Source organism: Flavitalea flava, from assembly GCF_054461575.1.
The window spans coordinates 39,847-57,743 of the sequence record NZ_JBTLQH010000034.1 but is presented as its reverse complement, the minus strand read 5'-3'; the positions used below and the strand labels follow the sequence as shown (position 1 = coordinate 57,743).

Sequence of the window (17,897 nt, the reverse complement as noted above, 5' to 3'; positions counted from 1 at the left end):
TTTCTGTTATTACGAAAAAAATCTTTTTTTCCGGGGTTTATTAATTGCTTATTTTACGACTTTCATCCAGGATTAAGTCGCCAGATCAAGTCAAAGATCAAGTCAAAGATCAAGTCACAAGATTAAGTTATAAGATTAAGTTACGATTAAAAGCCATTGAATACTGCCAACCAGGACATAATGCTATGGGAATCTTTCCGCAAGGGAGACAAGGAGGCTTTTGCTACCCTTTTCAGGGAGCATTACGAGACCTTATTCCGTTTTGGCTGCAAGTTTACCAAAGATAATGAGCTGCTGGAGGATAGTATTCAGGAGTTGTTTATCGAGCTGTGGCAGGCCAAATCCCAGGTTCCTGTACTTTCAGTCAAGGCATATCTTCTTAAATCCCTCAAATACAAGCTGTTAAAGGTTTTTCGAAAAAAAGGCAAATTTATGCCCCTTCTGGATAACGGAGAGGCGAATTTCGAATGGAGTCATGAACACTTCCTTATCGAGCAACAGGAAACGGATGCCAGAAAACAACTGGTGCTTAAAGCCCTGGGGAAGTTGTCCAACCGGCAAAAGGAGATCATATACCTGAAATATTATCAGAATCTCAGCTACGAAGAAGTCAGCGAGATCATGAATATTAACTACCAGGTTGCCCGAAACCTACTTTATCAGGCCATTAAATCTTTAAAAAATATGCTGGCCGGTTCCCTTGAGCTATTTCTTTTCTTTTTATGAAGAGGATAGTTATCTGAAAGGAAACCCTTGTTTTCTTCCGCATGTACAAAGGGATTCCAGCCTTTTTTTCTCCCGGCAACACTTTATAAACACTTTTAAAAGCGGAAACAAAGAGATATCACGCAAACGCAAACGATTGCTCCCGATGTGCTCCATATGGGAAATAGGGATTAATTTCGCGTCAATTCTTAGTGTTTCAACTTTTTTGAAACACCTTCTTTACACTACATCAAAAACATTCTGAACTATGAGCATGGTAGACTCGTTCGAAAAGATCCCCCTGAAAATTTTCAGTACTTTAAATGAAGGTTCCCGATTTATTGGAAAAGAAATTGCGACCCTGATCCGTGAAAAAGAGGCGAAGGGTGAAAAAGCGGTATTGGGTCTGGCAACCGGCTCTTCTCCCAAATCGCTTTATGCTGAATTAGTGCGGCTTCACCGGGAAGAAGGGCTAAGCTTTAAGAATGTGGTCACCTTTAACCTGGATGAATATTATCCGATCGATAATGATGCCTTACAGAGCTATAATCGATTCATGAAAGAACAATTGTTCGACAAAGTGGATATTGATCCGAAAAACTGCCATATTCCGAATGGCGAATGGAAAAAAGAAAGTATAAAGGAACATTGCATCGGATACGAGAAGATGATCGAGGAGGCCGGAGGAGTTGACCTGCAGATCCTCGGCATCGGAAATAACGGACATATAGGTTTCAATGAACCGGGATCGAGCCTTTTCTCCAAGACCAGGCTGGTTCCCCTGGAAAACTCTACGCGCATTGCCAATGCCGGAGAATTCCAGAACATTTCCAAGGTTCCCCGTCTGGCCATCACCATGGGCATCAGTACGATTATGAAGGCCAAACGGATCATCCTTATGGCCTGGGGACAGATCAAAGCCCCGGTCATTCAGAAGGCAGTAGAAGGAAATGTAACCGAACAAATACCTGCTTCCCTGCTTCAGCAGCATAATGATGTAACCTTCGTAACAGATGCTGTTGCCGCATCTGAACTGACCAGGTTCAAGTACCCCTGGCTGACGGGCGATTGTGAATGGACCCCACAGATCATCCGGAAGGCTGTGGTTAATATGGCCCTTAAACTGGGAAAACCAATTTTAAGCCTGACCAGCAGTGATTATAATGATAACGGGCTAAGTGACCTGCTCGTAGAAAAGGGAGATGTCTATGAGATCAATCTGCAGGTGTTCTATTTACTACGGGATAGCATCACCGGCTGGCCCGGCGGTAAACCCAATGTTCATATTCCTGCCCACCCTGAACGTTCTGAGCCCTACCCTAAACGCAGCTTGATCTTTTCACCCCATCCGGATGACGATATCATTTCCATGGGGGGAACGTTCATGCGGCTTCACGACCAGGGTCATGATGTGCATGTTGCCTATCAGACTTCCGGTAACATTGCAGTAACGGACGAATTCGTCACCCGTTTCCTGGATTTTGCGGTTGGATTTGAAGTTCTGGCCGGTATTGACAGCCAGAAATCTTCCCAGATCCTGCAAAATGCCACCCAGTTCCTGCAGACCAAGAAAAACAGCCAGATAGATACAGCCGAGATCCGCAGCATTAAAGGACTGATCCGCCGGTGCGAGGCAAAAGCAACCTGCCACTATGTAGGCATCCCGGATACGAATATTCATTTTATGAATCTTCCTTTCTACGAGACCGGTACGATCGAAAAAAAGCCCATGGGAGAAGAAGATGTACAACTTACGATGGACTTGCTCCGCAAGCTCAAGCCCCATCAGATCTTTGCCGCAGGGGATCTGGCAGACCCTCATGGAACCCATAAGGTCTGCCTGGACGTTATATTTGAATCGATGCGCCGGTTAAAAGCAGCGGGTGAGCCCTGGATCAAGGATTGTTGGGTATGGTTGTACAAAGGAGCCTGGCAGGAATGGGATATCAGCGAAATTGAAATGGCCATACCGATGAGCCCTGACCAGGTCATGAAAAAAAGATTCGGCATTTTCATTCACCAATCTCAAAAGGATATGGTACCCTTCCAGGGTAGCGATAGTCGTGAATTCTGGCAAAGAGCCGAGGACAGGAATGGCAATACAGCCGGACTATATGCTCAATTGGGCCTGACCAAATTCGCCGCTATGGAGGCCTTCGTAAGATGGCATTATTAAAAGTAATGGCTTTAAAAAATGCCTTTAAAACATAAAAGGCTTACTTAAAAATACCGCCCCGGGATTTATTCCGGGGCATCTTTTTGTAAGGCTTTACCCCTACCCAGTTAAGTAATTATAAATAAACTGCTTAAATTTGCCTTTTTCGATTACGTATGCCACAGAAAATACTGCTCGCAATCAGGGAAGAATGGAAGGAAGCCTGGCAATCTGCAGGCTTTCGCAGAAAAATGATAACAGGCGCGTTTTTGGTGGCTCTTATCCTTTCGGCCTTCCCTTATTTTTTTCAATTCATCGAGAAAAGAAATGGTTTTAACCTGAACGATCCTTTTATGAGGTGGTTGCCACCCTATAATGTGTCGTTGGTCATTTTTATCATTATCTGGGCGCTTTCTCTCCTGGTCTTATACAGGCTTATCCGGAATCCCGCTACCTTCCTGGCGTTTTTGTGGGCCTACGCCATTCTTCTGTTGCTGCGGATGCTGATGATCACCCTGGTTCCCCTGAATCCCCCGGTTGGGTTGGTAGGGCTGCAGGATCCAATCAGTAATTTTTTTTACGGGAAGAATAATTTTGTAACCAAGGACCTTTTCTTTTCGGGACATACCTCCAGCGTTTTCCTGATCTATCTTTTTCTAACAGAACGGAGGGAAAAACAATTTGCTCTTTTCGTTACTGCAGCTGTAGGGTTTTTGTTGATGGTTCAGCATGTTCATTATACCCTGGACGTATTAGGGGCCTTATTCTTTGCCTGGTTAGCCCGTTGGATAGCCTTTCATACTGTAGTCCGGCATTTTCACAAAATATCCCCAATCGCAGATAAAAGCCCCCTGGTTTAAAAATTTTGTTCACATAAGATTGATAATCAATCTATAATTAATGGTTTTTGGAACAGTCACTAATCTGTCACGAGCTGTCAAAACTGTTCAAAATGAGCTGTTATCCCTTATCTTTGCGGTTCCCTTTGAGAAAATGGGGATAAAAAGCACTTTTAAAACAAATTTTTAGGGAAAAGTGGATAAAAAGTGCTTTTTTAAAGCAGCGTTTGCTTAGTGGTATTGTTATATTTATTTAAGTTTAGCGATAATAATCTGTCAAATGAACAGGGAAAAATCTAATTTTCTTACATTTGACAATTAATGAAAAATTCACAATTTGTTAAATTTAAATTCATCTTATAATTTTAAAGGCTCTGAAGCGGAAAGGACTCCCCTTCCCTTTCTTATAATAAAGCTAGTATTATGAAAAAATTTGAATGCCCCGATTTCATCCTAGGAGATAAACTGACAGAAGAACAATTTAATTTTTTCGATAAGTATGGCGTGATCATATTTAAGGACTTTCTCAAATCGGAGACTGTTCAATTATTTATACAGGAGCTTAACCGGATTGAAAAGATGTGGTTGGATGAAGGCCGTGAAAAGGTGAATGGAATTCCGCTAAAGTTCGGAAAAGACGAAGATGGCAATAAAATGATCCAGCGGATGTGTTTCCTGTCCTTGAACAGTGATGTATTCCATGAGTTCCTGCAGGATCCCCGCGTAAAAGCGCTTATCGGCCTCCTCTATCCTTTTGAAGGCCGTATTGGTGAAAATGAAAAGGATGGATTGATCCTGAATCATTATGTACGTATGCCGGAGAGCAATTTTACCCAGATGGGATGGCATACCGATAGCCCGAGGGATCTGTTCCTGGGTCAGAAGATCATGCCAATGCTGAACGTAGGCATTCACCTTGACGACACTCCATTCGAGAATGGAGGGTTGAGGGTTTTACCGGGTACCCACAAGCAGAACATCCTCAAATTGTTATTTGGCAAAAAATACTTTATTGATAACAACCCTGACCGCAGGGAGATCGGATTCGATGTCAAGGCGGGAGATCTTACCGTGCATGATGGTCGTATCTGGCACCGTGCCCAGCAATCCCCTTTATATGGGGAGGCCAGCCGTCGCCGGGTAATGTATATTCCTATTATTACCGGGAAGTATATGCCCAAACATGATAAGAGCAAGACTCCATTCTACCATCGTTTTGCTTCCAAAGTGCAGAATTAATATTACTGGTAGTATAAATCTATATAGCAGGTCAACCCAGGTTGGCCTGTTTCATTACCGTCAAACCAATCATATTTATTCTATGGATTATGCCTTGATCACGGGAGCCAGTAAAGGGATTGGCAAAGCCATCGCGGAAGAGCTGGGTGCCAGGGGGTTTAATATACTGTTGGTAGCCCGGTCCGGGGATTTGTTACAGCAGGTCACCGGGGAGATCACCAGCCGTTACCGAATAAAAGCCGATTTCCTGGCCCTGGACCTGTCTGCCGCCGATGCCGGGCAGCGGGTATTCGATTGGTGTAAGGACAAACAATATTCCGTCAGGGTATTGGTGAACAATGCAGGTTACGGCTTAAGCGGTCCTTTCGAAAAATATCCCTTAAGCGACCATTTAAATATGATGCAATTGAATATGACCACCCTGGTTAGCCTTACGCGACTGTTCCTTCCGGAATTAAGCAAGGGTCCCAAGGGCTATATCATGAATATTGCCAGTTCAGCTGCTTACCAGGCCGTTCCCAAGCTTAGCCTGTATGCGGCAACAAAGTCCTTCGTGCTGGCATTCAGCCGGGGACTGCACCAGGAATTACATGGAGGGCCCGTTTCGGTCACCTGTGTCAGCCCGGGTTCCACGGATACCGATTTCCCTTCCCGCGCCCAGATCGGCGAAAAAGGTCTTAAAGCGGCCCGGAAATTGAATATGACACCTTCAGCCGTAGCCTCCATAGCCGTAAAGGCCATGCTCGCCGGCAGGGCCGAAGTAATTACGGGTTTTGTCAATAAATTGGGGGCGGCAATGGCCTGGCTCCTACCCAAGACCCTGGTCGAGCGGACGGCGATGAAGATCTATGATTAACAATCAGATGCGGAAAAATTCAGAATCTCATTTTCCTTTTTTTCCGTTTCAAAATTTTTTCTATATTTGCAGCCCCTTAACGGCCCCGTAGCTCAACTGAATAGAGTAACTGACTACGGATCAGTAGGTTTCAGGTTTGAATCCTGACGGGGTCACAAAGCCCTCGCGATAGCGAGGGTTTTTGCATTTAGGAGCATGGCGAACTTGTTCGTCGATGCGGATAAATGTAAAAACCCGTCCCGACTTCGTCGGGACGCAGGGCTTTGGGTAAGGCCAATGCGAAAAGGATCACCGAAGGGCGAAGCCCGGAGGTAATCCTGACGGGGTCACGAAGCCGATCATACGAGATTTTTCCATTAATACTTCGAATAGGATAATACTCTTTTGCCCAAAATCATGACAGAAACCTTTTAAATCAATTTACAAGAATGATATCCAACGGATTACAATGCATTTATTTGATTTCTGTTTTTAATGAGAAAAGCTAATTTTGTACCTTAAGCAAATTGATTATGAACGCGAACAACAGTGCCACTATCAGACATAAATTATACGATTATATCTGCGTAGCGAATGATAAAAAAACTTCATGGATTTATAATCTTTTAGAAAACGAAGTAGAAGAATCCAATGAATGGTGGAAGGATAAGGCTTTTGTCGATGAACTGGACCATCGGCATGAAGCCTTAGAAACTGGTACAGACAAGGGCTTCACGATTGAACAGCTGAAAACTTCAATCGACAAACTGCGAAAAAAGCGATATGGCAAGTAGGTTGAGCTATTCCAGTATTATATCCAGTCGGGCACAAAAAGAAATAGCAATATCCTGGGAATGGTATGAGGAACGGCTGCAGGGGTTAGGTGACACCCCTTCCCACTTTGAATATGCTCTATTCCGAATGTAGCGATTTCACCGGGTTCGCAGTGGCCGCCCGAATCGCCTCGTAGCTCACCGTGCAAAGCGCCACCAGCAACGCCAGCGTTCCCGCCACGGCAAAGAACCACCATTCCAAACCGATGCGATAGGCAAACCCATGCAGCCATTTATCCATGGCCCAACCGGCCACCGGAAAGGCGATGAGCGTAGCCACACCCACGGGGATCAGAAATTCCCGCGCCAGCAGACTTACGATCCCCTGAACACTTGCCCCCAGTACCTTCCGCACCCCGATCTCCTTGATGCGGCGTTGCGTGGTATAGGCGCTAAGCCCAAAGAGCCCCAGACAGGAGATAAAAATCGCCATGACGGAAAAGACATTGAAGAGTTTCCCCATTCGCTGCTCCGAAGAATATAAGGCATCCAGGTCCATGTCTACAAAACCATAATTGAAAAGATATTGCGGATATGTCGTTTCGTATGCCTTCTTCAAGGCCGCGATAGTCTTGTCTGTGTTTCCCGGCGCGGTCTTTATAACGACGTACATATTCCCGCGGGTGAAATTATACGGCATCAACAAAGGCTCGACTGTAAACTGAATGGGTTTAAAACTAAAATCTTTCACCACTCCGATGATCGTCCTCTTCCTGTTGTTGAAACGGATCGTCTTGCCCACTGCCGTAGACAGATCCATATGCATGACCCGAATGGCGGCTTCATTCATCAGTATCGCACTGTCATCGCTGCCATATGCCTTTGAAAAATTCCGGCCCGTCAGCAAATGCATCCCAAACACATTCAGGGTATTTTCATCTGCGCCTATCAGGGAAAATATCGCTTGTTCTTTCGGGCCTTTACCTGGCCAGTCGACCCCGCCATCGCCCGAGGTCAGATAGGTCGGCAGATCGCCTACAATACTATGCGCCACGACTCCCGGTGCGCTGGCCATCGAGACCTCGATCTGTCTGGCCTCTTTTCGCATCCCGTTATTATCGTCCAGATGCGGCACATCCACATAAAGCAGATTGCTCTTGTCAAAACCCATATCCCGGTCCCGGATGAACCGTAACTGGCGGTTGACCACCAGTGTGCCCACCATCAGCGCGATGGCGATCGTGAACTGCAGGACCACCAGGCCATTTCTAAAATAGGCGCGGCCATGTTGAAACAACTTCATTCCTTTGAGCACCTTTACCGGCTGAAAAGCCGATAAGGCCAGCGCCGGATAACTACCCGACAAAAGCCCGGCAAAAATGGCGATTCCCAACAACACCACGATACGGCTGCCGCCCAGCACCTCGATGGTAAAGGATTTGCCTGTGAGCTGGTCGAACAGCGGCAACAGCAACCACACCAATATTACGCCCAGCCCCAACGCGATCAATGCGAGGAATACCGCCTCGCCAAGAAATTGCCCGATCAGTTGCATCCGGGAAGCGCCCACGGTCTTGCGCAGACCGACCTCTTTGGCCCTCCGGGAGCTCAGGGCCGTGCTCAGGTTCATGAAATTGATACAGGCAATCAAGAGGATAAAAATGGCGACCAGCGAAAAGATGCGGACATATTGCAGGCTGCCCTGGCCCGCGACATCCAACAGATAATGCTCGCCCAAATGGATATCCGTGATATGCTGAAGCGTAAATGCCGGGGTCAACATCGGTGACCCGTTCTCTTTATAGATGGCGTCGAGCGTCTGATCCAGTTTGGCCAATGCACCGGGGTTGCTCGTCGCCGCATGATCGAGCCGCAGATAAGTATAAATACTAAAATTATCCCATTTGGGGCTTTCTCCTATATTGGACATAGGCAGCAGCATATCGAATTGCATATGGCTGTTCTTAGGCAGATCTTTCAACACACCCGTCACCAGTAAGTCCTGCCGGGCCTGCAGCTTTAGCCGTTGGCCCATCGGATCTTTGTCGCCGAAGTATCGTTTGGCCGTACTTTCCGTAAGCAACACCTCGTTCTCGCCATCAAAGATATGCGCCGGATCTCCTTTGATCAACGGCAAATTGAACAGCTGTTGAAAATTGCTGTCGGCATACCAGATCTTTTTTTCGACAAAACGCTTCTCGCCATAGGATAGCATTACCGGGTCCGAGACTAAAAACCGAACGGATTGTTTGACCTGCGGCAGGTTACGCTGCAAATACGGTCCCATGTTGATGGGTGTCGTTGCGGCATGAATACCGCCAAGTGTAACGACCAGCCGATAGATATCTTCCGACTGTGGGTTGTCGCGATCGAAACTCTGTTCATCCTGTAACCACAGAAAAATAAAGATACTGCCACAAAGCCCAATGGCGAGACCAATTATGTTCAAGCTGCTGAAAAGCCGGTTGCGCGTAAACTGGCGAATTGCTGTTTTGAGATAATTCTTGAACATATCTTAAAATTCAACAAGCGCAATGCCGTTTTATAGTGACGTGAAAATCAACTTTTTGTGGTATGCTGCAACTCCTCCGCTGTCCGTTTTCGATACAGCGGCTGGCCGTTTCCGGTTATCTAAAACTTTATTTTTCTTTCAATGAAAGGGAGTTAGTATATTTCTCAAGTTTTTTTACAATTTCATCGTCAAACCTGTTTTCAATCCTCGCTTTTTCAGAAAAATTAAAATCACTTTCTTTTTTCCAACCGGAAATGCCATCATTTACAGATCTGATTGCTATCCTAATGCTTTTTGGATCAGCTAAACTGGCGGAATCCCCAATAAACTTATATAGGATCATTGCTATTTTCGCTATATATTTATCGCTACAATAAAGAAAACCCCAAACTCCGCATATGAATATTGAGGATATTCAAAACCAGTGTGAAAACCTGTCAAATGAGCAATTACTGTTGGTGGTGAATAATAAGCGATTATATACTGAAAAAATCGTTAGAGCTGCCTACCAGGAACTAAGAAAACGACAGATTCCTAAGGAAGAAGTTATAGCAATTGAAAAAAAACATACCCGAAGGTCAAGGATAATCACTGGAGATATTCATACGGATATTTTACTGCTTGAAAAGATAGCCCTTTTCTTTCTTTGCATTCCTAGGTTGGGAGGGTTAATTATGTGGGATTACAGGAAAAAGGGCTACGCCTTGAAAACCCGGCAAACCACGTATTTCAACTTAATGGGCGCTGCATTCCTCCTAACGGACATTCTTCTGGGAATGCATCACATCTCAATGGAAACAGGCGCTATTATCTGGATATTTAGTTTTTTACCTACCTATTTCTTTAATGAATATTTCTTCAAACAAAGAACGATAAGAAACCTGGAAGCCCGTATGAAACACCAGGATTAATGTAGACATGAACCGCAAATCATTGATTTTAAATATATTAACCTACCCCCCTTCTTCATATATCATAGCCTCTATTTTTGTAACTTACCATCTGAAATATCAAAAGCCGAAGTATGCCAAATACCGCTGTAAAAAGGTTTCATAATTTAGCATTTTAGCCCTAATCTGAGCCTGGCAAAAATCAATCAACCGCAGGCAATATGACAGAAAATGAACAAGGTTATACCAGTTTAAGAATCGCTGTTCCAACAGAATTCGAAACCGTGTTTTCTCATTTTTACATTGCCGAAAACAAATCAACGCAATCTTTGACAAAAATTTTATTGCCTGCTTATCAGACTATCCTGATATTTTGTTTTGGCAATAACGCTTCTCTTACCACAAAACAAAACACCAAAATCGAAGTAGAAAAATGCCTGGTTTTGGGCCCTATCAAACAGGCATTTGAATATACTTTACCTGTAAACACGGGCATTCTAGTAGCAAACTTTAAAGACGATGCATTTTACCGTTTTTTTGGAACGGCAATTATTGCTGAGCATTTACCCATCAATCCGGATGTGCTATTGGCTGAAAATTGTTTTACAAATTTATGGCATCAACTTAAAAATATAAATTCAACAAATGAACGAGTAAGCCATATACTCGAATTCTGTAAGCCCTACTTACGAAACCAGGACAATACAACATCTTTGCTAAGCAATTTTAAAGACGAAACTCGTAATCCAATTAAGAGCATAGCTGAAAAAACGAATCAAAGCGAAAGAAATATCCAACTGAAACAAAAGGAGCAATTCGGTTACAGTGCAAAAGAAATCAATCGTTACCAAAGATTTTTAAAAGCAATAAAATTCGTTGAAGAAGAAATAGCTAAAGCCAAAAAAGTGGAATGGTTTGACATTATTGAATATTGCAACTACTACGACCAAAGCCAACTTATACATGACTTCAGGCATTTTATGAACATTTCCCCTACTCAATACCTGAAATTTCAGCAGGATATCTGCAACCCCAAATCCGAATAAACACTCATTTCGTTTTCTTACAATTTTACCTCGCAGCCCCATTCTACTTTTACATCAGTAAATCAAACTAAAAGTAGAACAAGATGAAACATTTAATTATTTATGCCCACCCCCATGAAGGTAGTTTAAACAATCACTTATTACAAACTGTCGTGGAAACCTTGCAAGCAAAAAACCAGGAAATGGTGGTTAGGGATTTATATCAACTCAATTTTGACCCAATATTGTCTTTACAGGATATAAAAGGGCAACGAATGGGACAAGTCGCTGCCGATGTTAAACAGGAGCAGGGATTTATTTATTGGGCAGAACAAATCACTTTTATATACCCTATTTGGTGGACAGGAATGCCAGCTATGATGAAAGGGTATATTGACCGGGTTATGAGTTATGGTTTTGCCTATCGCTACGATCAGGGTGTTCAGAAAGGGTTACTAACAGGCAAACAAACAGTAATCATCAATACCTATGGAAAATCAAAGGCTGAATATGAAAGTATCGGTATGGACAAGGCACTTTCACTTACTTCCGACAAAGGTATTTTTACCTACTGCGGTCTTGAGATCAATCAGCATTTCTTTTTTGACAAAGCAGACAGAACAAGCCCTGAAAGTATTGAAGAGTGGACAATGAAAATTAAAACTGAATTTTTAAAGGCTACCTGCATATAGCGGGCGGCCTTTAAAAAAGTACTCCTGGCACCTGCCGGACCGCCGTTGGCTATCCGTGCAGGGCCTGCTCTTTAAGAAGGTGATTCGGTCTTTAGCGCCCATTCCGGCCGAACATAATGACAGGTATAGCCGTATGGATGTTTCTGCAGATAATTCTGATGTTCTTCTTCCGCCACCCAGAATTCCCTGGCAGGCACCACCTCGGTCACAATCGGTCCTGGCCAGATATGTGAGTCCGTCATTTCGGCAATCAAGGCAACAGCTACTTCTTTTTGTTCTTCATCAAGGTAAAAAATGGCTGAACGGTATGATGTCCCGATATCATTGCCCTGCCTGTTCCTTGTCGTGGGATCATGGAGCTGGAAGAAATATTCCAACAACGTACGATATGGTAGTTTATCCGCATCGAAGCGAATCTCGATGGCTTCCGCATGCGTTCCATGATTCCTGTATGTCGCATTGGTGACATCTCCACCGGTGTAGCCTACAACTGTAGAAATAACACCGGGCATACTACGTATAAGTTCCTCTACGCCCCAAAAGCAGCCAGCGGCAAGAATTGCTTTTTCAATCTTCATAAATTGTCTTTTATTGGTTTACAAATATCACCCTTCACGGGGAAATTCCCCGAAAAAATTACATCATCCTTTTTTAAAATCCTGTCCATTCTCCGCATTGACAGTTGTTGTCTTTTTTTTGTTCCATGTTTCTGACATTTTTATTTTCCTTTTTTGTTTAAAAATTCAAATAAACCTGCAGTATAGAAGCAAAAAACCTTCCTGGTTTTATGGGTAAAACCTTATCCGGAAAACATAGTTGAATCTCATTGATTGTCAATGCTAACGGCCGTTTCACTGAATTTAGACGCTGACAAATAAGGCAGGGTAGGCTAAATAATAAGACAAGAAGGCAGTTGTAGCTTTATTTTACTAGCCAAATGACACTCATAGTTTTTCACCTTTTACCAGAAAAATAGATTTAATAGATTGTTCTTTCAAATGCAGGAATCGTTTTCGTTCTTCGTCCTGCATAAAACTGGCAAAATCATTGTCCGTTTGAAATTCCACGAAGTGGATCTCATACGGGTTCTCTATATTACTTTCTATATATGTATTTTCGTCAGGTCGCACCCGAAATAAAAGTCGCCCATTGTATTTTGCAATTGCCGGAATAGCAATGGCTTCAAATTGATCGAAAACATTTTCCTGTCCTTCCAAAATGTAAATTAGCTGGGTAATGAAAATCATCTTTTTTATTTAAGATCCCAGGGCAATTTAGTCAATTGTCTACCACGAATTCCCTCATTTGTAACAAGTGAACCCGGGGAACCCCAATTCACTCTCAAAAATTTATTTTGTAAACCGAATGGTTATATATACATTTACTTAACCATTCGGTTATGTATCACTAAATATTCAAGTATGTTAGCACGCAGAGATGTATTTCAGGCAATAGCCGACCCCACCAGGCGGGCCATTATAGGATTACTTGCCGGGCAAACGCTGACATTAAATGCGGTGGCGGAAAATTTCAAAATAAGCCAGCCTGCCATTTCAAAGCATATGCGTATCCTGTCAGAATGCGGTTTGGTAGATGTAGTCAAACAAGGCAGGGAAAGGCATTGCACCGCCCATTTACATGCGCTGGAAGAAGTAACGCAATGGGCCGATCAATACCGGGTATTTTGGCAGGGCAAATTGGATACCCTGGAGAAATTAATTAATGAAGATCAATAAAAACAACACAAATGGAAAAACAAGGAATGATTATCGCACCGGACACAATCCGTTTCGAACGCAGCCTGAACGGATCAATTGAAAAAGTATGGTCTTATCTCACCGAATCGGACAAACGAGGTAAATGGTTAGCTAAAGGAGAAATGGAACTGTTTGAAGGAGGTAAAGTCGATTTGCACTTTTTCCACCAGGATCTCAGCCCGATAGCCGGTTCACCACCTGAAAAATACAAGGATATAGAACCCGGAAGTGGTTTTACGGGAAAAGTACTCAAGGTAATCCCTCCTACCTTCTTGTCATTTACCTGGCAGGATCAGTCAGAAGTTTCCATCGAATTAAAGGAAGCCGGAAATACGGTACAACTGATCCTGACGCACAGCAAGCTGTCCGGCAAAAAGGAGACGCGGATCAGCATGGCCGGTGGATGGCATACACATCTGGATATTTTAATAGCCACCCTGAACGGAGATACCCCACCTAACTTCTGGACCGCACATACCCGGATGGAAGAATTCTATACTCCCCTGGTTTAATTGATCACAGATGAAAATATAAAATTGATCATGGTTTAAAATATAAAAAAATGAAAACATCGGATTTTAACATTACCCTATTGATAGACAAAAGCCCGGAAGAAGCCTTCAAAGCCATTACCAACATTCGCGGATGGTGGTCAGAAGAAATTGAAGGAGATACGGACAATCTTAACGGTGAATTTATCTATCATTATAAAGACATTCATTTCTGTAAAATGAAATTGATCGAACTGGTTCCGGGTCGAAAAGCGATTTGGCTGGTGCAAGACAATTATTTCAAATTCACAAAGGACAAAAGCGAATGGAAGGGAACCAAATTAGTCTTTACCATTACACCAAAACACAATCAAACGGAGATCAGTTTTACGCATGAAGGTTTGGTTCCTCACTATGAATGTTATGAGATCTGTACAACATCATGGGCCAATTATATAAGCAGTAGTTTACAAAGTCTTATCACTACCGGGAAAGGAGAACCTAACTCAAAAGAAAACGATAAATTCAACGCAGAATTGGTTGAAAAATGGAAACTGGAGCAACCCTTATTGGCAGGCTGACAAGCTCAATTCCTCGCCATCCTGATCATCTCATTAATTTCATTCATCAACTTATCCTCATTACCGTCAAAACCTATATTTCGAAACTGAATCTGCCCCCGGGTATTTATCACCAGTTTGGTAGGCAGGCCTTTAATATCATACAGGGATGAAACGAGATAACTACGACTCTCCAGATCCTTACATTGATCAAGGAGTACAGGAAGGGTATAATTCTTCGATGACATAAGATTATTGATGAGTTTCAAACGGTTTTCCTGAGGTACAACTTCCCAGGTATCCACGAATAAAAAGACGACTCCGGTATCCTTTTTATACAGGTCTACCGCACGTTGCAGGGTCGGAAAAGCAGCTTTGCAAGGCGTGCACCAGGTAGACCAGAAATCGATAATAACAACCTTACCCCGTAAAGATTCCAGGGAGATCTGCCTGCCCTGCATATCCGGAAGCGTTAAGGGAAAGGATTCGACAGCAAGCTGTTGTTGGGCAAGGCTGTCACGGAGGCGGTTTTTGATGGGGTCTTCCACGGCTGACAGCAATTGAATGAACCCGCTGTCCGAACCATTTTCGTGTTGGTAGGCCTGCTGCATGTAAGTGCGGATGCGGGGATTTGAATTTCCCGTGGCAAAGATCTTCGTCGATTTTTCCAGAGCGATTTTAAATTGCCCGCATTTCACCAGGTATTCTATATAATGTTCATTAAATACAGGGTTGCTCCATCGCTGGATGGCCATTACTTTTTCCTGGTATAACAGGGCTTCCTTATAGTTCCCTTTAAAAGCCAAAACCCGTGCATAAAGATCCATGGCAGGTGCTGCCGTCCCTTCCTCAAAACGTTTGAGGAAGTCCACGGAAGATTCATTCCGGAATTTATGCAGGGCAGGGTTATCCCTGCCAGTTTTCAGACTTTCCAGGGCTGCCAGCGCGAGGCTGTCGGTCAGCAGGGTATCGACCGAATGACTGTCCAGCATGGCAGCGGCGATCATATCCAAAAAAGTGATTCGGTAAGGCAATAGACGGGGTGTATTGATCCCTTCCGTATAATAAATAGCATTGGTGTAATCCTTTCGAAGAAGAAAGCGGTAGGCAATAAAAGAAGACCAGAAGGCATAGGTTTCTGCGGGTTTACCTGAAAGATCGCCTACATTAAATTTTTGGGGAAAGGCAGTGAAGATCCGAACCATATTTGGAATGGAATCATATTGATTGAATTCCTTGTCCCATTGCCGGATCGCCAGATCGGAACCCGGATATTTCTTACTCCCTGCCAGTAATATAGAATCGGTAGTATGAAAATCATTGTTTAGCTGATACAAAGTCATCGCTAACTGGTAATCCGTCAGGGATGGAGTCGCCCTGTTTAACAGTCCCTTTGCCCGACGCTCCAGAACCGGGAATGCAGCATCCTTATTTTTCAAAACAAGCAGCCGGTAATAATGATGTTCGAAAGGCAAAGTTTCCACCGGATATTGGTTTTTAGACTGTTGAAACAAAGAGATGGCTTTGTCGGATTGTTCCTTTAAACCCAGTAAGGTACCATATGCATAAAAAAGGGCAAGTCCTGCGTTACTCCCCTTTACGGGAAGGCCGGCACTATAGGTGGGATAAATATATCCGTTCCCCTGATTATTATCGAAGGATTCGCCGGACCGGAACACCAAGGCAAAGGCAATAGCATCTTTGGGCAGCACAAAAGCACCTTTGTATAACCCCGCACCCTGATCCTGCAGGGAAATATCCAGGACCAGGTTAGTATTGATTTCATTAGGGGAATAATAGAATAAGGCAGCTGAAAGATCCTTGGTCGGCCTGTCTTTATCCGAAAGCAGATAAGAAAACCGGATAGTTTTGCCTGCCTGGGCCATGCGTGGGCTCAAGGTCAATTTTCCTTCAAGCGCATGGACGGTCAGCGAATGACAAAGCAGTAGCAGCCCAATCAATGATTGGAATAAAAATTTAAGGTGCATAAAAATTATTGCTTAAATATTTTTAGATAGTTGTACTAATGATTAATTCCATTGTTCTTATTGACCATACCCTTCGTTTTGAACTAACCAGGGATTATTTTGTAGTTCCTGGGCCGGAATAGGCAGTAAGATGGAAGTATGTTTCCAACCGGGTTTTTTAGCTCCAAGTACCGCATCGGCTCTTCCGGTTCGTCCGAGATCGAACCAGCGATGCCCCCATTCAGCGAAGAGTTCGATTCTGCGCTCCTGTTCTGTGGCAAGCAACAGATCGGCCTGGCTGATCGAATAGGGAACAGGCCCCAGCCCTGCCCTGGTTCTTATAACATTCAGGTCGTCCACCGCATCCTGAATATTGTTCTGCCGGGCGCGGGCTTCTGCCCTGATCAGGTATTGCTCTGCTAACCGGAGTATAACATAATCTTCTGCCAGATCCGGAGTAGGCGGCGTATAATTCTGTTTGTATTTGTAAGGAAAATACGGCGCTGTCCCGGTGAAAGACTTTATCCAGTTCTGTTTGCGGAGATCTCCGGGTTCAAATGCATTTACTAAGTTTGAATCGACTATCGTACTTGGAGTCTGTCCATAAGGGATATAAAATCCTCCTATCAGGGTATAATCTACATAAAAAGACGAAGCGGCATCCTCGCTGATCTTAAAGATAGACTCCGGACTGGTGCGTAAAAAAACCCTGCTGATATCCTGTTCCAGGGTGAACTTAGGAGATCCAATGACTTGAGTGGCCCTGGCCTCCGCATTTCCCCAATCCTTTCTATATAAATAAACGCGTGCCAGCATTGCCGTTGCGGCAGCTGATGTCACTTTGGTGATAGGATTGGCAGAGGAATTAAGTGCAGATTCCGCATCTTTCAGATCGGAGATTACCTGCTGTGTCACGGAATCTTTCGAAGTACGGGGTTGCAGCGCAGTAGTGATGGCATCGATAGAAAGGATCAGCGGCACATCTCCATAAAGATTGGAAAGCATAAAATGGGCAAAGCCCCGGAAGAATTTAGCTTCTCCTATATAACTGGCTCTTAGATCTGCGGAAATGACCTTAGTCCCGGCCAAAGAACCAATAAGGTCATTAGATTGATAGATCACCGAATATCCGTTAGACCATAAAGCGGGCAATAGCATAGACTGCTCCGTATAGGCATTGTTCTTGAATACATCATAAAATGGATAGTTAAAATAAAATTCATCGGCAAACATGCCGGGGTAAAACTCAGTGGCATAGTTGAAAAAAGACGATGAAAAGGACTGGCCATACAAACCGTTTACGGCGGCAGCGATCGTTTTTGGATCGTTAAATACGGTTGTCCGGGTCAACTGATCAACCGGTTGATCTATGACAAGGTATTTTTTGCAGGAAAAAAAGGTAATGATTACTGCAAATCCTATAAATGACTTTATTATACTATTATTCATATATATAA

At 43.7% G+C, this 17,897-nt stretch carries 18 protein-coding genes and 1 tRNA gene; 13 read left to right on the top strand and 6 right to left on the bottom strand.

The genetic code is table 11. The annotated features are described in order from the left end of the window. The first annotated feature begins 180 nt into the window (after window positions 1-180). The 7 genes from ACX0G9_RS23625 to ACX0G9_RS23595 all read left to right on the top strand — a co-directional run bounded on the left by ACX0G9_RS23625 (window position 181) and on the right by ACX0G9_RS23595 (window position 6,567). Window positions 181-726 carry an RNA polymerase sigma factor gene (locus ACX0G9_RS23625; protein ID WP_459067437.1) on the top strand — a complete coding sequence of 182 codons (546 nt, stop codon included), beginning with the start codon at window positions 181-183 and terminating at the stop codon, window positions 724-726. A 247-nt stretch (window positions 727-973) separates the two neighbouring features. Continuing rightward, window positions 974-2,881: a glucosamine-6-phosphate deaminase gene (nagB, locus tag ACX0G9_RS23620; protein WP_459067436.1), complete on the top strand. Its 1,908-nt coding sequence runs from the start codon at window positions 974-976 to the stop codon at window positions 2,879-2,881. 155 nt (window positions 2,882-3,036) lie between these two features. Continuing rightward, entirely contained in the window at window positions 3,037-3,720 is a 684-nt protein-coding gene (locus ACX0G9_RS23615) for a phosphatase PAP2-related protein (protein WP_459067435.1), read from the top strand. A 402-nt stretch (window positions 3,721-4,122) separates the two neighbouring features. After that, on the top strand, window positions 4,123-4,938 hold the full coding sequence (locus tag ACX0G9_RS23610) for a phytanoyl-CoA dioxygenase family protein (RefSeq protein ID WP_459067434.1): 816 nt from the start codon (window positions 4,123-4,125) through the stop codon (window positions 4,936-4,938). An 82-nt stretch (window positions 4,939-5,020) separates the two neighbouring features. Next, window positions 5,021-5,794, top strand: a complete 774-nt coding sequence (locus ACX0G9_RS23605; protein WP_459067433.1) for an SDR family NAD(P)-dependent oxidoreductase — start codon at window positions 5,021-5,023, stop codon at window positions 5,792-5,794. Between the two features lie 81 nt (window positions 5,795-5,875). Further along, window positions 5,876-5,949, top strand: a tRNA-Arg gene (locus ACX0G9_RS23600). Between the two features lie 357 nt (window positions 5,950-6,306). After that, complete coding sequence (locus tag ACX0G9_RS23595; protein WP_459067432.1) at window positions 6,307-6,567, top strand: hypothetical protein; 261 nt, start codon at window positions 6,307-6,309, stop codon at window positions 6,565-6,567. A 118-nt stretch (window positions 6,568-6,685) separates the two neighbouring features. Here the strand turns inward: ACX0G9_RS23595 and ACX0G9_RS23590 are convergent, their stop codons facing one another. Together ACX0G9_RS23590 and ACX0G9_RS23585 are read right to left on the bottom strand one after the other, a co-directional pair. Then, window positions 6,686-9,058: an ABC transporter permease gene (locus ACX0G9_RS23590; protein ID WP_459067431.1), complete on the bottom strand. Its 2,373-nt coding sequence runs from the start codon at window positions 9,056-9,058 to the stop codon at window positions 6,686-6,688. Between the two features lie 127 nt (window positions 9,059-9,185). Beyond that, a complete protein-coding gene (locus ACX0G9_RS23585; protein ID WP_459067430.1) occupies window positions 9,186-9,401 on the bottom strand; it encodes a hypothetical protein in 216 nt (71 codons plus the stop codon). A gap of 55 nt (window positions 9,402-9,456) precedes the next feature. On the opposite strand from ACX0G9_RS23585, the gene ACX0G9_RS23580 reads away from it, so the two are divergent. From ACX0G9_RS23580 to ACX0G9_RS23570, 3 genes are all read left to right on the top strand, one after another. Then, entirely contained in the window at window positions 9,457-9,969 is a 513-nt protein-coding gene (locus ACX0G9_RS23580) for a hypothetical protein (RefSeq protein ID WP_459067429.1), read from the top strand. Between the two features lie 200 nt (window positions 9,970-10,169). Further along, complete coding sequence (locus ACX0G9_RS23575) at window positions 10,170-10,994, top strand: helix-turn-helix domain-containing protein (protein ID WP_459067428.1); 825 nt, start codon at window positions 10,170-10,172, stop codon at window positions 10,992-10,994. An 83-nt stretch (window positions 10,995-11,077) separates the two neighbouring features. Beyond that, window positions 11,078-11,665, top strand: a complete 588-nt coding sequence (locus ACX0G9_RS23570) for an NAD(P)H-dependent oxidoreductase (protein WP_459067427.1) — start codon at window positions 11,078-11,080, stop codon at window positions 11,663-11,665. A gap of 71 nt (window positions 11,666-11,736) precedes the next feature. Here ACX0G9_RS23570 and msrA read toward each other — a convergent pair whose 3' ends face one another. Then, on the bottom strand, window positions 11,737-12,243 hold the full coding sequence (gene msrA, locus ACX0G9_RS23565; protein WP_459067426.1) for a peptide-methionine (S)-S-oxide reductase MsrA: 507 nt from the start codon (window positions 12,241-12,243) through the stop codon (window positions 11,737-11,739). 366 nt (window positions 12,244-12,609) lie between these two features. Beyond that, window positions 12,610-12,912, bottom strand: a complete 303-nt coding sequence (locus ACX0G9_RS23560) for a DUF1330 domain-containing protein (RefSeq protein WP_459067425.1) — start codon at window positions 12,910-12,912, stop codon at window positions 12,610-12,612. A gap of 174 nt (window positions 12,913-13,086) precedes the next feature. On the opposite strand from ACX0G9_RS23560, the gene ACX0G9_RS23555 reads away from it, so the two are divergent. Genes ACX0G9_RS23555 through ACX0G9_RS23545 form a run of 3 tightly spaced genes read left to right on the top strand, consistent with a single transcriptional unit; the run spans window position 13,087 to window position 14,494 of the window. Further along, window positions 13,087-13,401 carry an ArsR/SmtB family transcription factor gene (locus ACX0G9_RS23555; protein WP_459067424.1) on the top strand — a complete coding sequence of 105 codons (315 nt, stop codon included), beginning with the start codon at window positions 13,087-13,089 and terminating at the stop codon, window positions 13,399-13,401. 11 nt (window positions 13,402-13,412) lie between these two features. Continuing rightward, entirely contained in the window at window positions 13,413-13,934 is a 522-nt protein-coding gene (locus tag ACX0G9_RS23550) for an SRPBCC family protein (protein ID WP_459067423.1), read from the top strand. Window positions 13,935-13,984: 50 nt separating this feature from the next. Beyond that, on the top strand, window positions 13,985-14,494 hold the full coding sequence (locus ACX0G9_RS23545; protein ID WP_459067422.1) for an SRPBCC family protein: 510 nt from the start codon (window positions 13,985-13,987) through the stop codon (window positions 14,492-14,494). 5 nt (window positions 14,495-14,499) lie between these two features. Here ACX0G9_RS23545 and ACX0G9_RS23540 read toward each other — a convergent pair whose 3' ends face one another. Both ACX0G9_RS23540 and ACX0G9_RS23535 read right to left on the bottom strand, forming a co-directional pair. Further along, window positions 14,500-16,461, bottom strand: coding sequence for a TlpA family protein disulfide reductase (locus ACX0G9_RS23540; RefSeq protein WP_459067421.1), 1,962 nt, complete (start codon window positions 16,459-16,461; stop codon window positions 14,500-14,502). A gap of 57 nt (window positions 16,462-16,518) precedes the next feature. Beyond that, window positions 16,519-17,889: a RagB/SusD family nutrient uptake outer membrane protein gene (locus ACX0G9_RS23535; RefSeq protein WP_459067420.1), complete on the bottom strand. Its 1,371-nt coding sequence runs from the start codon at window positions 17,887-17,889 to the stop codon at window positions 16,519-16,521. Window positions 17,890-17,897 lie beyond the last annotated feature (8 nt).

Bases quoted from the DNA above. Each gene is read 5' to 3' on its own strand.
- ACX0G9_RS23625 (WP_459067437.1), top strand. From the start codon at position 181: ATGCTATGGGAATCTTTCCGCAAGGGAGACAAGGAGGCTTTTGCTACC.
- nagB (WP_459067436.1), top strand. From the start codon at position 974: ATGAGCATGGTAGACTCGTTCGAAAAGATCCCCCTGAAAATTTTCAGT.
- ACX0G9_RS23615 (WP_459067435.1), top strand. From the start codon at position 3,037: ATGCCACAGAAAATACTGCTCGCAATCAGGGAAGAATGGAAGGAAGCC.
- ACX0G9_RS23610 (WP_459067434.1), top strand. From the start codon at position 4,123: ATGAAAAAATTTGAATGCCCCGATTTCATCCTAGGAGATAAACTGACA.
- ACX0G9_RS23605 (WP_459067433.1), top strand. From the start codon at position 5,021: ATGGATTATGCCTTGATCACGGGAGCCAGTAAAGGGATTGGCAAAGCC.
- ACX0G9_RS23595 (WP_459067432.1), top strand. From the start codon at position 6,307: ATGAACGCGAACAACAGTGCCACTATCAGACATAAATTATACGATTAT.
- ACX0G9_RS23590 (WP_459067431.1), bottom strand. From the start codon at position 9,058: ATGTTCAAGAATTATCTCAAAACAGCAATTCGCCAGTTTACGCGCAAC.
- ACX0G9_RS23585 (WP_459067430.1), bottom strand. From the start codon at position 9,401: ATGATCCTATATAAGTTTATTGGGGATTCCGCCAGTTTAGCTGATCCA.
- ACX0G9_RS23580 (WP_459067429.1), top strand. From the start codon at position 9,457: ATGAATATTGAGGATATTCAAAACCAGTGTGAAAACCTGTCAAATGAG.
- ACX0G9_RS23575 (WP_459067428.1), top strand. From the start codon at position 10,170: ATGACAGAAAATGAACAAGGTTATACCAGTTTAAGAATCGCTGTTCCA.
- ACX0G9_RS23570 (WP_459067427.1), top strand. From the start codon at position 11,078: ATGAAACATTTAATTATTTATGCCCACCCCCATGAAGGTAGTTTAAAC.
- msrA (WP_459067426.1), bottom strand. From the start codon at position 12,243: ATGAAGATTGAAAAAGCAATTCTTGCCGCTGGCTGCTTTTGGGGCGTA.
- ACX0G9_RS23560 (WP_459067425.1), bottom strand. From the start codon at position 12,912: ATGATTTTCATTACCCAGCTAATTTACATTTTGGAAGGACAGGAAAAT.
- ACX0G9_RS23555 (WP_459067424.1), top strand. From the start codon at position 13,087: ATGTTAGCACGCAGAGATGTATTTCAGGCAATAGCCGACCCCACCAGG.
- ACX0G9_RS23550 (WP_459067423.1), top strand. From the start codon at position 13,413: ATGGAAAAACAAGGAATGATTATCGCACCGGACACAATCCGTTTCGAA.
- ACX0G9_RS23545 (WP_459067422.1), top strand. From the start codon at position 13,985: ATGAAAACATCGGATTTTAACATTACCCTATTGATAGACAAAAGCCCG.
- ACX0G9_RS23540 (WP_459067421.1), bottom strand. From the start codon at position 16,461: ATGCACCTTAAATTTTTATTCCAATCATTGATTGGGCTGCTACTGCTT.
- ACX0G9_RS23535 (WP_459067420.1), bottom strand. From the start codon at position 17,889: ATGAATAATAGTATAATAAAGTCATTTATAGGATTTGCAGTAATCATT.